Origin of the sequence: Virgibacillus salexigens (assembly GCF_014905415.1) — a bacterium.
Classification (GTDB): domain Bacteria; phylum Bacillota; class Bacilli; order Bacillales; family Amphibacillaceae; genus Virgibacillus; species Virgibacillus salexigens.
In genome coordinates, this window is the sequence record NZ_BNEO01000009.1 from 31,466 (window position 1) to 45,758 (window position 14,293).

Here is a 14,293-nt window from a genome sequence, read left to right on the forward strand (position 1 = left end):
GCCTTTTCTATTTCATGAAAGGATGAATTTGTATGAAGCGAAAAACGATTGAACAAAAACGGGAAAAAGTGAAACAATTAACTGAAACGATGGATAATTCTATTGATTCCTATTTTGAAAGTGAAGAAAAAATGGCGGAATATCTGGAATTTATGACGCAATTTCATAATTACTCGCTGCGTAATTCCGCCTTAATTCAAAGTCAGTTTAAGGGAGCACAAGCGGTTGGAAACTATAACTTCTGGAAAGAGAAAGGTTTTCAAGTACAGAAAGGTGAGAAAGCCATTCGAATTTTAGTGCCAAATAAGACACAACCAAAATTTAAGGATGAAAACGGTAAATGGAAAAGCATAAATAGGGCTACTGAACAGGAAAATGAATTATTAAACAAAGGGGAATTAGAGAAAAAGGCAAGTGGGTTGTATTTTGGTAAAGGCAGTGTTTTCGATGTTTCGCAAACTGATGCAAAAGCTAGTGATCTCCCAGATATTTTCCCGAATAGATGGCTGGAGGGGAATGTAGCAAACTATCAAAATATGTTAGAGGCCCTGCAAAAAGTGGAAAATAAACTAGATGTGACGATTGGCGAGCCTTTAGAGGAATTAGGTGCTGCCAAAGGTGCATTTTACCAAGGATTAGACAGTAGAAAAAATCATATTGGTTTAAATCCACGTAATGATGAATTGCAAAACGTGAAAACATTAATCCATGAATTGGCCCATGCCAAGTTGCATGGTACTCCAGATAAGCATTTCAATCTATCTTCGGAAGAAAAAGAATTCCAAGCAGAAATGACAGCTTATGCCGTTGCATCCTACTTTGATATTGATACAAGTGATTATTCTTTGGGCTACCTTGCGAATTGGACCCAAGGAAAGGAATTAAAAGATAAAGCAAAGTTATTGGAAGAAGTAAGAGGAGCAGCAGTTGAATTTATTGAGGTTATGGAACCTGAGTTGATGAAAGATCAAGCTAAAGAAATGGAAAACGGTAGGGAATCCTTTATAAAAGCTATTCAGTATCGAAAAGATACGTCTGAACTTATAGAAGTTAATCAAGAAGCAATGGACTATGTGATTGATCATAAGGAAGAAGAACATACAAAAGGCTTGTATTATCTTGCGGACGGGAATGCAATGGCTGGACTGGATAATTCTACGAACGAAGCGTGCACAGAAGAATTCGATCATGTAGTAAAATGCAAGGCATGGTTAAAGGGATATGACTTAGATATTGAGAAGCCACAAATGTTTATTGAGTGGTCTGAGGCACCGGAATTAGAAGTTGATTCAATGATGGATTTTGCACATGGTAACGCTATTATGGAGAAGTTGGAAGAAAGGTATCAAGCTGACGATAGAAACTATAAAACCCTTTATCATATTATTTTTCCTGCAAATTATAATTCGGAGACGGAAATTGTAAGTATTGATCGGTTGGATATTGGAGAGGGGGAAGTCTTGAATCCACATCATCAGGTTCGGAAAGAAGATAACCTTGAGGTTGACCAACTAAGGGTGCTTGATGATGCTGTTTATAGTTTCTTAAACAAAGGAGAAGAAAAAGATATTAGTGATTGGTTGGAAGTTAAAGGTGGAAAAAGAAAACTACAAGAAGCCGTTATGGAATTGATGTGAAAAACTTTATAGTTTGTTATACTTACTATTAGTGTAATAGGGCTTTCATGGGTGGTAGTTCACCCCTTTTCTTGAATTAAATATACTATAATAATAAGAGGATAGTTAGTTTAATATAATAGCTAATATCCTCTTTTTTATGCATACTAGAATTATATAATATACTTTTAAATTTTAGTCTAATATGTTTAGTTTATGATTCTATTATTGATGGAGGTTATTATGAAAGTACAGGAAGTGTTACTTGATGATAATAAAAAAAGATACATGCTTCTTGATGAAGAAGGCATACCAGTAGTCCCAGTAATGAGATATTTAAAATATCTAGATATGACAGGGAAAAGTAGTAATACTCAAAAAACGTATTGTTATGCTTTAAAGCAATATTTCAGTTATTTACTTGAAATAGAAAAAGATTTTAAAGTTATAACAATAAAAGATTTAGCAGAGTTTATTGTATGGTTAAGGAATCCTTATGCAAGTAGCAGAGTAACTCTATTAAAAAAAACAAAAGCAAAAAAGACTGGGAAAACAGTAAATCTCACTATTACCGTAGTTACTAATTTTTATGATTATTTATTTCGTATTCAAGAAATAAATAACGACATGATAGAAAGGCTGATGAAGCAAGTATTTACTGGAGGGCATAAAAAATACAAAGATTTCCTTTATCATGTCAATAAAGATAAGCCTTCTTATAAGAATATCTTAGCGTTAAAAGAACCAAGGAAAAAGTTACAAGTATTGTCTAAAGAAGAAGTTGAACAGATTCATGAAGCCACAAGCAACATGCGGGATCGATTGCTTATTAAACTGCTATATGAAACAGGATTAAGAATTGGAGAAGTACTATCGTTGTTCATAGAAGACTTTATTTACGATCATAAAAATGGACACCGTATCCAGTTGAAAGATAGAGGGGAATTATCAAACGGTGCAAAGTTGAAAACAGGAGAGCGTGCCATACATATTTCACAAGAGTTAATGGATGTATTTGATGATTACTTATATGAAGTCATTGACGAGTTGGAGGTCAATACTGACTTTGTTTTTGTGAAGTTGCGAGGAAAAAATGTAGGGAAACCAATGGAATATTGGAACGTAGAATCACTATTTAAGCGTTTAAAAAAGAAAACAGGGATAAACCTACACCCTCACCTATTTCGCCATACACACGCTACAATCTATTACCAGAAAACAAAGGATATTAAACAAGTACAAGAACGATTAGGACACTCTCAAATACAAACAACAATGAACCTGTACCTGCATCCTTCGGATGAAGAAATCCGTGAGAATTGGGAGAAAGCACAAACAGCATTTAAAATTTAAAAAGTTAAAGGGGCATATCATTAATGGTTAGTAACTATCCGATCCATCAAAATATTGATATACAATATTTACTGAAAATAAAAGAAGAACTATCTTCATTTGTTGATGTTAAGATTAATAAGGATGGATCTTTGACTAAACAAATGATTATGAATGACTATTTTTTGGTTAATGACAAGTGGAATCTTGATTTTATCGGTTCTATTAATAATTTCAAAAACCAATATGCAAATTATAAAGGAAATATAAGAATCTTTCATTTATTTTTCCAAACCCTTCTATAAATCTTGAAATAAAATACGTTATATACCACAGACTATTTAATGGAGAATTAACGTTGTCGGGTTTATTTAATGATTATCAAAAGAAACTCAGAAGACTTGGAGAGTTTTTATCTGAAAAGTACGCCAATATTTCGTCTTTACTTCATTTAGACATTGAAAATGCAAAGGAGGAATGGTTTGATTGGTTACGGTATAGAGGTTTTAAAACGCATAGACTATCGTATAATGCAGCCCGTGGAAAGACATATAAATGCATGACATCTTTAGCCAGCACATTAAATGTAATTTACACAAACCTATTTCACCTTACAGATACTCGAGAAGAATGGGAAAAGGATATTTGGGACGTAAGGGTATTAAATGAAAAATATAACATTGATTATAATAAATCTAAAACAGTATATACACTTAATTTTACCACAATTAAAAACAAAATTATCAGAGAGCAAGTCAAAAAGTATTTCAAGCAAAGGTTATTAAGTAAAAGAAACTTTTCATGGAGTACTGCAACAAACTATCTTTATTATATCCCTCGATTTATCAATTTGATCTTGTTTCTTGAACCTAAATGGAAGGATTTTCAAGATTTGTCAAGAGAACATATAGAGAAATACATTGAGGATCTAAACAATTATGCCAAGACACAAATTAAACAGGGGAAATCGCATCCAGAACACTATATTTCGAAAGGTATAAATATCATACAAAAGTTTTTAGAAGATTTACAGACCTTCGAATATAGTATAGCTTGTCAAAAGAATATTAGATTATTAATTTTACCTTCAGATAAACCGAAATTAAAGAAGAGACCATATGATCACATTGATTACATACCTGATACAGTATTGGAGCAATTGTTTCGAGATATTAATCATCTTCATCGAGATGCTCAACCGATTTTATGGATTGCTTTTAAAACAGGACTTCGTATTTCAGATGTATTAGGATTAAAACAAGATTGCTTAGTGAGGCTAAATGGGAAATACCAGGTTGTAGCTGATATTAAGAAGACTTATGTCAAAGGACATTCAATTCCTATTGATGATGAACTTGCAAATATTATAGCAGCACTAGTTGATAATTCAAAAGTTAATAGTAACCAGGACAACAATCCTGAAAAATATATTTTCGCACGCCTAAGTGGTGCAAGAAAAGGAAGACCTTATAGCCAGAAATGGTTCGTAGACCAATTAAAATATTTTTGCCAGAGAATGCAATATTACAAGTGAAAATGGAAATTTATTCCACTTTAAAACTCATCAGTTCAGACATACTTACGCTATTAAAATGCTAAATGGAGGAGCAGATATTTTAACTGTTCAAGAATTACTTGCATATTCCTCCCCTGAAATGACCATGCGATACGCTAGATTATTAGATAATACTAAACGAAAAGCCTTTGAAGAAGTGATGAAACAAGGGGTGTTTAGTTTTGATCTAAATGGTAAAGTCCAACAAGTGAATCCCGATGAGGATGTACCGAGTGATATACTAGAAATGTTGTGGCAAGATCATAAATTAAATTCGATTGATAATCCATATGTAACTTGTCACGCAAGAATTAATGGCAATTGCCCACATGCCGAAGAACCTCCGTGTTTAACTTGTAATGGTGGGAGTCCATGTAAAGATTTAGCAATAGGCTTTTCAGAATTAGATACACAGAAATATGAATTATTGGTCAAAACGACCTCAAGGATGATTGACATTCTTGAACAACGGGGGCGGGACGATATTGCAGAAAAAAACAAAAAGAACTTAGAGCGATACCAAAACATTTTAAATACTATCCAAGGTGGAAACATCATTTTTGGCAGGTCAGATCGAATGAAACGAAAGCAGGGTGTTTTGAATGGCTAGTTATGATCGTAGAGAACATTTAAAAGCCATTCATGCTTCTAGAAAGGCTCTAACTTATCAAAAGGTCGATGATGCCATTACAAGGCTTATCCGATTCAATGAAAGCATTAATTTTAATAGTGTAGCAATTGAAGCAGGCGTAGCAAAAGCAACATTATACAATAATTCTGAACTACGTGAGCGTATTGAATCCTTACGTCAACGACAAATAGAAGATCCTACTAGTAAACAAATAAATCGGAACATAAATGAAGGTAATAAAGATGCTCTTATTCAATCATTGAAAAGAAAGGTAAAAAAATTAGAGGAAGAGAATAAGCAACTAAAAGAACAAGTGAAATTGGCTTATGGAGAGGTATATAAAAAATTTTAGGAATTGAGAATGGCGTTGCCTATTCTTTCAACAAACGGGCCAGATTGTTGAACAAAATAGGTTAAAATGATCAAACTCTTTATTTTATAAATACCAAACCTAATCTGATAGAGAATTATTCATTTTAATTTTAAATGGATTCTTTTTATCGTAAAATATGAATTAGTGGATATTTTTATATCGATCATTATTTCAAAGCTACAAAGATGCTAAAAACCACTTTCCTTTAACGTTATTGGAAAGTGGTTTTTTCATGAAACAAAGCTAGTGTATCTTTTGCATCTGCTATGGCATCTAGTAATGATTTACCTAATTGATCCGTTACTGACACAATATCTTCTTCATCTGTTGGTGTATTTAAAATCGTGACAATATCAGTACTTGGTTGTTGAATTTGTTTGAGTAAACGTAAAATGGCATTAATTGAGTAATGGGCACTTCTTAAACTACGAATAACTCGTAGCTGCTCCAGTTCCTTTTCACCATATGCACGATTACCGTTGCCCAGTCTCGGAACGGTAATGAGTCCGTTACGTTCCCAATTTCGTACAGCTTCAGATGTAATATTTAAAAGCAGTGCCACTTCCTTTCGAGAATAAGTTCGTGTACTAACAGTAGGATCTTCTCTCAACCATTTCTCAACAACTTTTGTAGCAGACAAGGCATGAACATATTCGCGTTCTAAATTGGTAAGATAGTCTATTGTTAGTTCTTCAGCTTTCGTAAAATTTTCTTTACCGCAAGCATATACAATGGCACGAGCTCTTTTTCGAAGATCTCCTTGCACAATTTCACAGCGAAAGAGCGTTCGAGCGACTTTTAACTGTAACAAATGGATATCTGAATAGATACGGTAGCCATTTGTTTGTCTTGGTACAGGTGATATAAATCCCCATTCCTCATAAATGCGCACAGTGTTGGGGTGTACCCCAACAAGTGCTGCAATTTCCTTTGTTTTGTACACCTGACACACCTACTTCCATTTGAAATATTTAATCGCTCCACCTAATCCAATGACAATACATAGAGCTAAAATCACGATATGGAATAGACCATCTGTTAGTGATCCTCCTGTACTTGCCTGCTTTAATAAATGTATTCCATGAGAAAGTGGTAAAATATCCATTATCCATTGGAAGAATCGAGGCATGGTTTCATACGGAATTGTTGCTCCTGAAAACAGCAACATTGTAAAGTAAGCAACAGAGCTCCAGACATTTGCTGACTTTTGGTCAGGTACTAAGCTTCCGATGAAAATCCCAATACTATACATCGCTACAATGACAAAAGCATAGGTCAGAAGGAATATCGTCCAAGAGCCCGTTAGTTCATAATCAAATAATAGATGATAAACAAGTGTGACACCAATAAATGATACAAGTGCTGAAGAAAGCTGAATCAAACCTTGAGCAAATAGAATTTGGAGAGGTGAAACAGGTGTCACGTGGAATCTCTTTAAAATACCTCGGTGACGGTAATCTGCAATGGTTAGTGGTACGCCCATAACTCCTGTTGCCAGTACACCAATTGTAATTATGGATGCATACGATAATTCAAAATTGGAAGCACCAGCTAATCCGTCATTACTCAGTAGATAACCAAATAGTGTGGCTAAAATGATAGGGAAGCAGATTCCAAAAATTAGAATATCAATGCCCTTCCAAACCAGTTTTCCCTCAATTTTTAAAAAGGTAAGAAATGTACTCATACCCAGTCCTCCTGACCTGCAAAATTTAGGTACGCGTCTTCTAGTGTAGCTTTCCCACTCGTACGAATAGCCTCTTGGATTGTGCCATGAAATACCGTTTTCCCTTCTTTTAAAATTAATATTTCATTACATAAAGCTTCGACCTCATCCATGTAGTGTGATGTTAGGACAATTGCCAGCCCATTTTCCTTCATAGTTAATAGCTGCTTCCAAAGCATACGACGTGCCCTAGTATCTAATCCCGTTGTAAGCTCGTCTAGAAAAACAAGCTTAGGATTTGATATCAATGCCAGCAGCACTGCTAAGCGTTGACGTTCTCCTCCTGAAAGAGATTTCACAAGTTGAGTTTCCTTTCCAACTAAACCAAAAGTTTCTAAGAGTAGAGGCACATCAGCAGTTTGTTTATAAAGCGACTCCCATTGCTCGCATGCCTCACGCACTGTTAATTTATCTTGGAAATTTGTTTCTTGAAACTGTACACCCACCTCTTGAAAGACTTCCTTGCGATGGAGAATTGGTGACTTTCCGAGCATTGTGAGCTCTTCGTAATTACTCTTTTCAATACCAAGTACCGCTGCTATCGTAGAGGATTTCCCTGCACCGTTTGCCCCAAGTAAGCCAATTACCTCCCCAGGTTTGATGCTAAAACTAATGTTGTCGATAGCTTTTTTAGTACCGTATGTGACCGATAGGTTTTTGACGGTTAAGATCATATTTATTCCTCCTATATAAGACTTAGGAAGCTACTATAACAAAGAGTTGTGGGGGTGGTGTATTATTGGAGGGTTAATCGGACCATTATGTTGGGGACTACATACGGTGATCAGAGTTCAGAGGCAGCGGCAAATTTTTTCAGCATTATGTATGGTAACACCATTACAACAGATATATTAGGAACAATAAAATATATAATTAACGCATTGGAAGAAAACAATGTACCCCACGATTATATCGAGTTTCCTAATTCGTGCCACGGTCTGCAAAATGACAATAAGCTTTTTGCAAAATATATAGAAAAGATGAATGAGTATCTGGGAAGTGAATACGCTGTCCGTTTGTTACAACAAAAACCGTGATAGAATACAGAAGATTTAAAGAGCCTTTCTACACTTTATTGTAGAAAAGCTCTGATATTTTTATATTTTAAATATCATTATTATCACTTAATAGCAGGATTCAATCTTGTTCCACAATCAGACGCTTTTGCTATTTTTGCAAATAAGTAACGCATGATTACTAACACCTACGCAAGACGGGCTTTGACTCATTACATTAGACAGTACCATCCAATCCTCCAATTGTTTATCAGACATTGCATTAATTGCAGTAGCGCAGAATGAAAAATCAACTCCTACATTTTTAATTACAGTTAAGTTATTATTAGTGACGGACATTTCCATTTCTTCTGGAGTGGTGAAAAAGAACACCTCTGGTCTTACATCGTCAGTTCCTTTATTGAAAACGAAGTCGTTAGCCGTTTTACTCGGATAATCTTCCGGTGCCATAAAACACCCTCCCAGATAAGCACCAACTTTATTTATATATGCAAAAATTAGAATACCATCTTCTTTACATATTCGTCTGCTTTCATATATTACTAAGTTTCGTTCCTCTGGTGGTAGGTGATACATCGGTCCTAAAATTAATACAAGATCATAACTTTTATCTAATATGCCTTCGAGTTTTGTTGCGTCTCCAACTTGAGCTCTAATATTTTTTAGATCGCTGTTCATTATTTTTTGATTAAACAAAGTGATGTTTTCGGGTGTAATATCGATTCCTAAATAAGAATTACATTTTTTAGCAAAATACATTCCATAGTGACCTGTTCCGCAGCCAATTTCAATAACAGTCTTTTCTAAGGAAATATACTCACCGATATATTTTTTAGTATAGAAAGACTCCATTTGGCTAGCCTTATCATGAAAAAATCTTTGATCCTCCATTAAAGCATCTTTATAGTTCACACGAATTTTCTCTTGATTTGATGACAATGAGTTAACCCTCCTCATGTGTATATTAAATTTAAGTTTATCATTTGTAATGGTATAGATAAAATCTTTTCTTGTCTAAACAATAGTCTTTACCCAAATGAATATTTTACCCCATCACAATCGGGTGCAATTCATGAGGAATTGTGTCTTTTTCAGTAGTAGGGCCGGCTAGCCACATAACCTGTGCCATTTAAAGCAGGAATTGACGACGAGCCCCTGTGGGTACGATTGCATTCTGGTTTTATATAGAAAGTTTGCAAAACAAAGTTGTAGTGAAAAATAGAATAATATTGTTCTTGCCAATTTAATATATTCAAGTTATAATTAAAAGTATTATAAAAAACAGGAGTTTTGCTCGATGTTGGTATTTGTTCTTAACTAATCAATCAATTTTATATGGTTCTTTCTATTTCATTTGCAAAAATCTACTTTTTGAAGTGGTTTATTTGTAGTGGACAAAAATAGATGGATCAATATCGGTTAAGAACACAACGGCCATCCTTAATGTATAATTGACTACAAACAACCGTGCTCTTATGCACGGTTCTATTTTTATACCCATGTTAGAAATAGGTTTTTAATGACCTGAACCATTTCGACAAAAGTACATTGGGTAGTCAATATCCTAAAAAGGACAGAAGATGGACTATATGTTCATTTTCTGTCCTTTTTATATGTGGGATTATGTAACAGTTTGGATGACGTGTGTGCTTGCCCATAAGGAATATAGCACATTAAAAATACCAACGATAAGAGAGTGATTCCATGAAAAATTATATTGAACAAGTAAATGCAAACGTACGTCTTCAAGAGGGTCCTCGGGTAATCGAACAACTTTTGATTGAATGTTTTATAAAACCTGGGATTTCCACAAAAGAACTAGCACGAAAAGTCCTTCTGCCTGTTCCGGTAGCTACTGCGATTAAGAAGGAACTCATAAAGGCAGGTGCTTTAATGCAGGATCGTGGGGTGCGTTGTACCTATAAAGGACTTTCATATATCGAAAATGAGTTAGGATATGGTGGATTAGACAAAGCCTTATACCAAAGGCTTATGATCAGTGAGACAGATTGGAAGATAGAGCTGGAAGACATATTATCGTTACTTACAAAGTTATTTCAATTACGCCCACAAGTTAATGTGCAAATTGATCAATCGAAATGCACACCCGAAACAAGTTTGCGTCGCGCAATACTTTGCCTAAGACAGCATGCGTTGATCGGGAAAAAAATCTTGTGTGTTGGTGATGACGACCTAGTCAGTGTGTCACTTGGCCTTCTTCTTAATCGGTTATTTCCGAAAAAGGGGAATAAAAAAACCATGATTACGGTCATAGATAATGATGACCGATTCTTAAAGTATATTCGTGATATAAAGGAACGAGAAGGACTATTTATTAATGACCTTCATTTGGATTTACGACAATCACTACCAGAGTATTTTTACGAGCAATACGATTGCTTTTTCACAGACCCTCCTTATACGCTGGAAGGAATGTCCCTGTTCCTTTCTCGTGGAATAAGCGCTATGAAGAAAGAAAAAGGAATGCCAATCTTTTTGTCATTTGCCCATAAATCACCTGAATTTATGCTGGCATTGCAGTATGAGCTAATACACATGAGTCTCTCAATTAAAGAGATTATTGTACATTTTAATGAATACGAAGGGGCGCAAATGATTGGAAATAAAGGACAAATGATCGTCCTTCAAACAACAGAATCGACAAAGCCTAATATTACGGATCGATTTGAAGATGAACTCTATACAGGCGAGGTAAGACAAACAATTCGTACTTACCATTGTAAGTCGTGCAATAAATCAATTCTTGTTGGCACCCAGGGAGACTTTCCTACAATCGAAGCGTTGAAAAACCAAGGGTGTCCGGATTGCAATCAAAATAATTTTTGCCTAATCAAAAAACAAAGGTTATAGAAAGGAGGAATAGAATGGATACATTTGGCCGCCATATTGTATCTGACTTATGGGGATGTAATGTTTATAAACTTACAGATAAAAAGTACTTGGAAAATGAACTTATGGTTGCAGCAGAAAAAACTGGAGCTACAATATGTGGAGTGTTCTTTCATGAGTTTTCACCACAAGGGTTCAGTGGAGTTGTTATCTTAGCAGAATCTCATTTAAGTATACACAGTTTTCCAGAACACGGATATGCAAGCATTGATATATACACATGTGGAAGGCATGTCCAACCGAAGTTTGCAATTCAGTACTTGGATTCCTCTTTAGAGTCAAAATATAATAATTGTAAAGAAATAATAAGAGGCATAGAATCCCGAAAATTGTAATCTAAACTTTAGGAGGAAATGAAATTGAATAATATTGATATAAAAAATTTAGGACTTACTGAAGAATTTATACAGGAGTCTAAAATATATAAAGACCTTTTTATTGGTCGAGTTTCATCACAATCTAAAAATTTATATAAGGTAATCACAGAAAATGGTGAGATCGTAGCTGAGATATCTGGTAAGTATCACTATAGTGTAAAAGGAATTTCTGAATATCCTGCTGTTGGAGATTTTGTTATGATCGATAGAACAAATAATTCACAGGGAAACGGAATTATTCACCACATACTTTCACGAAAAAGCGTATTTGCACGTAAAATGGCAGGAACTAAAGAAGATATTCAGATTGTCGCTACAAATATTGATACGGTTTTTCTTTGTATGTCACTGAACGATGATTATAACTTACGTAGACTAGAACGTTACCTTTCTATCGCTTGGGATAGTGGTGCAGTACCAGTTATTGTACTTACAAAATCAGATCTATGTAAGGAAATAGAAGTAAGACTTAACGAAATCTCTTCTATTGCAATAGGAGTAGATGTGCTTGTTACAACAAGTATTTCTGATGATGGATATCAATCAGTAAAAAGATATCTTTCAAGTGGACAGACTGTAGCATTTATAGGCTCTTCTGGAGTTGGAAAATCGACCCTAATTAATCGTCTTCTCGGTCAACGTGTATTAGATACGAGAGAAATAAGAAATGACGATAAGGGAAGACATACCACTACAAGACGTGAGCTGATCATGTTGCCAGATTTAGGCGTTGTTATAGACACTCCAGGAATGCGAGAACTTGGGATTATAAGTGCAGATTTAACGAATTCCTTTTCTGATATTGATGAACTTGCTAATGATTGTAAATTTAATGATTGTACACACCAACATGAGCCAAACTGTGCTGTACAAAAAGCAATTAAAGATGGCTTTTTGTCAGTTGAAAGGCTAGAAAGCTATTGGAAACTAAAAAAAGAGACTAAATATCAAGGTTTGAATTCTAAAATGATTGAAAAAGAAAAGACAAATGAAATGCTTAGTAGTATGGGTGGCATGAAAAACTTTAGGAATTTCAGAAAATCCATCAAAAAACAAAATAGAAATAAAAGAAGATGAAGTCTTAGAAATGTTTAAAATGAAGATTAGGGTATCGGCTCCATGTTGAGCTGGTACCCTATTTTTTTGATAGAATAGATTGCATAGTGAAATAACATTTGGTCCGCTTGTAACTAATGTGTAATTTATTTGCAGCTTCATGACAAGATCTTATATTCAATTTCAACAATCGGGCGCGATTGTTGAACAACACAGGTAGAAAATAATCAAATTTTTTATAAACCAACAGTAAAAGGGCGATACATATTGTACATGTACAATATGTATCGCCCTTTATTTTTTATGACTTTTTACGATTTAGGTCTTGATAAACTAGAAAGGGAGGTGAAGCCTATGACAGTTTTCGAGGGATTAGTATTAATGGTCTCGTTCGGGTCGCTGATTGTAGCTATTCTGTCACAAAAAAAGTAACCACCCCAAGCCTAGCAAGCATTAGGTGATTACTTTTTTGTTAATCTCAATGTGAGCTGCCCCCTTGAAGGGCTATTGCACTAACCGTTTGGTGTGACAGCACCAGACGGTTTTTATTATTATATTACTTTCTATCTACAGTATACCCGATTTTTAACTAAATGAAAATAAACACGATTTGATTCGTGAAATTGTAGCAGTCGTTTATCTTCGCCTTGGTTTGAACAGTTGCAAATAAATTAAAAGCTTTTGATACGTTTTACCAGCTAAAAGAATGTATATGATATTCATTTTTAGTTACCATAATGTTTCTTTTAGGAAGTTACCATCTTTCATAATTATTAATATACCAACGTTTATGCCCTTCCGAAAAATTATTAATTATGCATGGTTTTATACATTATTGATAAATCAAGGATTTGACTGTTTTTTTGTTAACGACTAAACCTTTGATTATGTATAAAATATTGTATATTAGTTCCGTAGTCTAAGCAGTAAAAGGCAATCTATTTTGTATTAATCTAATGTACCTGATATCTAAAGAAGATGAAAATAAACTGTAAGTTTAAAACAAAGTCGTACCGTTTAAAATAAAGTCCTACTGTTTATAAAAAAGTTGCACCGTTTTACCCCTTTGGATATGATTATCCAAAGGGTTTCTTATGGAAATAGTAATATAATTTTATACCGCAAACGGGCCAGATTCTATCATAAAAACAGGAAGTTGTGGGGGGATAAAAGTTGTATAAACAAACGTTGTGTTTTATTCGGAGAAATGATGAATTATTAATGCTGAACAGAGAAAATAAACCAACTCAAGGACTTTGGAATGGTGTTGGAGGTAAGGTAGACAGTGATGAAACACCTCTTGAATGCGTAATTCGAGAAGTAATGGAAGAAACAGACATAAACATTAACACCTACGAAGTAATTGACAAAGGAGTTATCTCTTGGGAGGTAGATGATTCCCATATTGGTGGGCTTTATGTATATTTGGTTGATATTGAAGATAATTATGATTATCCAACACCTAGAAAAATTGATGAAGGAATTCTTGATTGGAAAAAAATTACGTGGCTTTTAGAAGATAAAAATTTTGGTGTAGGTGAAATGATGCCATATTTTTTACCGAATATTTTAAATCAAAATGAGAAATATAATCATTTTTGTGTATTAAAAAATGCTAAATTAATGAGTTATGAAATGAAAAAACTAGAATCGAATAAATTAGCATAAAACCTATAAAATCATTGTTGCAACAATCGGGCG

At 34.3% G+C, this 14,293-nt stretch carries 13 protein-coding genes and 1 pseudogene; 10 read left to right on the top strand and 4 right to left on the bottom strand.

Going from position 1 to position 14,293, the window contains the following annotated elements; translation table 11 throughout:
* Positions 1-32: 32 nt before the first annotated feature.
* The 4 genes and pseudogenes from JKP73_RS20855 to JKP73_RS20870 all read left to right on the top strand — a co-directional run bounded on the left by JKP73_RS20855 (position 33) and on the right by JKP73_RS20870 (position 5,486).
* Complete coding sequence (locus JKP73_RS20855; protein ID WP_200411789.1) at positions 33-1,637, top strand: LPD25 domain-containing protein; 1,605 nt, start codon at positions 33-35, stop codon at positions 1,635-1,637.
* A 222-nt stretch (positions 1,638-1,859) separates the two neighbouring features.
* Positions 1,860-2,969 (top strand): tyrosine-type recombinase/integrase, encoded by a 1,110-nt coding sequence (locus JKP73_RS20860; protein WP_200411790.1) that lies wholly within the window; start codon positions 1,860-1,862, stop codon positions 2,967-2,969.
* A 23-nt stretch (positions 2,970-2,992) separates the two neighbouring features.
* Positions 2,993-5,113, top strand: a pseudogene (locus tag JKP73_RS20865) (tyrosine-type recombinase/integrase).
* On the top strand, positions 5,106-5,486 hold the full coding sequence (locus JKP73_RS20870; protein WP_200411791.1) for a DUF6262 family protein: 381 nt from the start codon (positions 5,106-5,108) through the stop codon (positions 5,484-5,486). The pseudogene JKP73_RS20865 and the gene JKP73_RS20870 overlap by 8 nt, the downstream one beginning before the upstream one ends.
* Positions 5,487-5,718: 232 nt before the next feature.
* Here the strand turns inward: JKP73_RS20870 and JKP73_RS20875 are convergent, their stop codons facing one another.
* From JKP73_RS20875 to JKP73_RS20885, 3 genes are read right to left on the bottom strand one after another with little or no spacing between them, the layout of a single operon-like run.
* Complete coding sequence (locus JKP73_RS20875; RefSeq protein ID WP_200411792.1) at positions 5,719-6,450, bottom strand: MerR family transcriptional regulator; 732 nt, start codon at positions 6,448-6,450, stop codon at positions 5,719-5,721.
* 9 nt (positions 6,451-6,459) lie between these two features.
* Entirely contained in the window at positions 6,460-7,194 is a 735-nt protein-coding gene (locus JKP73_RS20880) for an ABC transporter permease (RefSeq protein WP_200411793.1), read from the bottom strand.
* Positions 7,191-7,907: an ABC transporter ATP-binding protein gene (locus JKP73_RS20885; protein WP_200411794.1), complete on the bottom strand. Its 717-nt coding sequence runs from the start codon at positions 7,905-7,907 to the stop codon at positions 7,191-7,193. The genes JKP73_RS20880 and JKP73_RS20885 overlap by 4 nt, the downstream gene beginning before the upstream one ends.
* Positions 7,908-7,994: 87 nt before the next feature.
* Between JKP73_RS20885 and JKP73_RS20890 the strand changes: the two genes are divergently transcribed.
* Positions 7,995-8,270, top strand: a complete 276-nt coding sequence (locus JKP73_RS20890; RefSeq protein WP_234447157.1) for a hypothetical protein — start codon at positions 7,995-7,997, stop codon at positions 8,268-8,270.
* 117 nt (positions 8,271-8,387) lie between these two features.
* Here the strand turns inward: JKP73_RS20890 and JKP73_RS20895 are convergent, their stop codons facing one another.
* Positions 8,388-9,188 carry a class I SAM-dependent methyltransferase gene (locus tag JKP73_RS20895; protein WP_200411795.1) on the bottom strand — a complete coding sequence of 267 codons (801 nt, stop codon included), beginning with the start codon at positions 9,186-9,188 and terminating at the stop codon, positions 8,388-8,390.
* A 765-nt stretch (positions 9,189-9,953) separates the two neighbouring features.
* Here JKP73_RS20895 and JKP73_RS20900 point away from each other — a divergent pair.
* From JKP73_RS20900 to JKP73_RS20915, 5 genes are all read left to right on the top strand, one after another.
* Positions 9,954-11,120: a bis-aminopropyl spermidine synthase family protein gene (locus tag JKP73_RS20900; RefSeq protein ID WP_200411796.1), complete on the top strand. Its 1,167-nt coding sequence runs from the start codon at positions 9,954-9,956 to the stop codon at positions 11,118-11,120.
* Between the two features lie 14 nt (positions 11,121-11,134).
* Entirely contained in the window at positions 11,135-11,494 is a 360-nt protein-coding gene (gene speD / locus JKP73_RS20905) for an adenosylmethionine decarboxylase (protein ID WP_200411797.1), read from the top strand.
* 18 nt (positions 11,495-11,512) lie between these two features.
* Positions 11,513-12,613 carry a ribosome small subunit-dependent GTPase A gene (rsgA, locus tag JKP73_RS20910; protein ID WP_234447158.1) on the top strand — a complete coding sequence of 367 codons (1,101 nt, stop codon included), beginning with the start codon at positions 11,513-11,515 and terminating at the stop codon, positions 12,611-12,613.
* Between the two features lie 333 nt (positions 12,614-12,946).
* Positions 12,947-13,024, top strand: coding sequence for a putative holin-like toxin (locus tag JKP73_RS23665; RefSeq protein ID WP_369074070.1), 78 nt, complete (start codon positions 12,947-12,949; stop codon positions 13,022-13,024).
* Positions 13,025-13,765: 741 nt separating this feature from the next.
* The gene (locus JKP73_RS20915; protein WP_200411799.1) at positions 13,766-14,260 is read left to right on the top strand and encodes an NUDIX hydrolase; all 495 of its coding nucleotides are present in this window, start codon (positions 13,766-13,768) and stop codon (positions 14,258-14,260) included.
* Positions 14,261-14,293: the final 33 nt, after the last annotated feature.

Excerpts from the sequence above, each read along its gene's own strand:
- JKP73_RS23665 (WP_369074070.1), top strand. The coding sequence starts at position 12,947 with ATGACAGTTTTCGAGGGATTAGTATTAATGGTCTCGTTCGGGTCGCTG.
- JKP73_RS20880 (WP_200411793.1), bottom strand. The coding sequence starts at position 7,194 with ATGAGTACATTTCTTACCTTTTTAAAAATTGAGGGAAAACTGGTTTGG.
- JKP73_RS20855 (WP_200411789.1), top strand. The coding sequence starts at position 33 with ATGAAGCGAAAAACGATTGAACAAAAACGGGAAAAAGTGAAACAATTA.
- JKP73_RS20890 (WP_234447157.1), top strand. The coding sequence starts at position 7,995 with ATGTTGGGGACTACATACGGTGATCAGAGTTCAGAGGCAGCGGCAAAT.
- JKP73_RS20860 (WP_200411790.1), top strand. The coding sequence starts at position 1,860 with ATGAAAGTACAGGAAGTGTTACTTGATGATAATAAAAAAAGATACATG.
- rsgA (WP_234447158.1), top strand. The coding sequence starts at position 11,513 with ATGAAATTGAATAATATTGATATAAAAAATTTAGGACTTACTGAAGAA.
- JKP73_RS20870 (WP_200411791.1), top strand. The coding sequence starts at position 5,106 with ATGGCTAGTTATGATCGTAGAGAACATTTAAAAGCCATTCATGCTTCT.
- JKP73_RS20885 (WP_200411794.1), bottom strand. The coding sequence starts at position 7,907 with ATGATCTTAACCGTCAAAAACCTATCGGTCACATACGGTACTAAAAAA.
- speD (WP_200411797.1), top strand. The coding sequence starts at position 11,135 with ATGGATACATTTGGCCGCCATATTGTATCTGACTTATGGGGATGTAAT.
- JKP73_RS20900 (WP_200411796.1), top strand. The coding sequence starts at position 9,954 with ATGAAAAATTATATTGAACAAGTAAATGCAAACGTACGTCTTCAAGAG.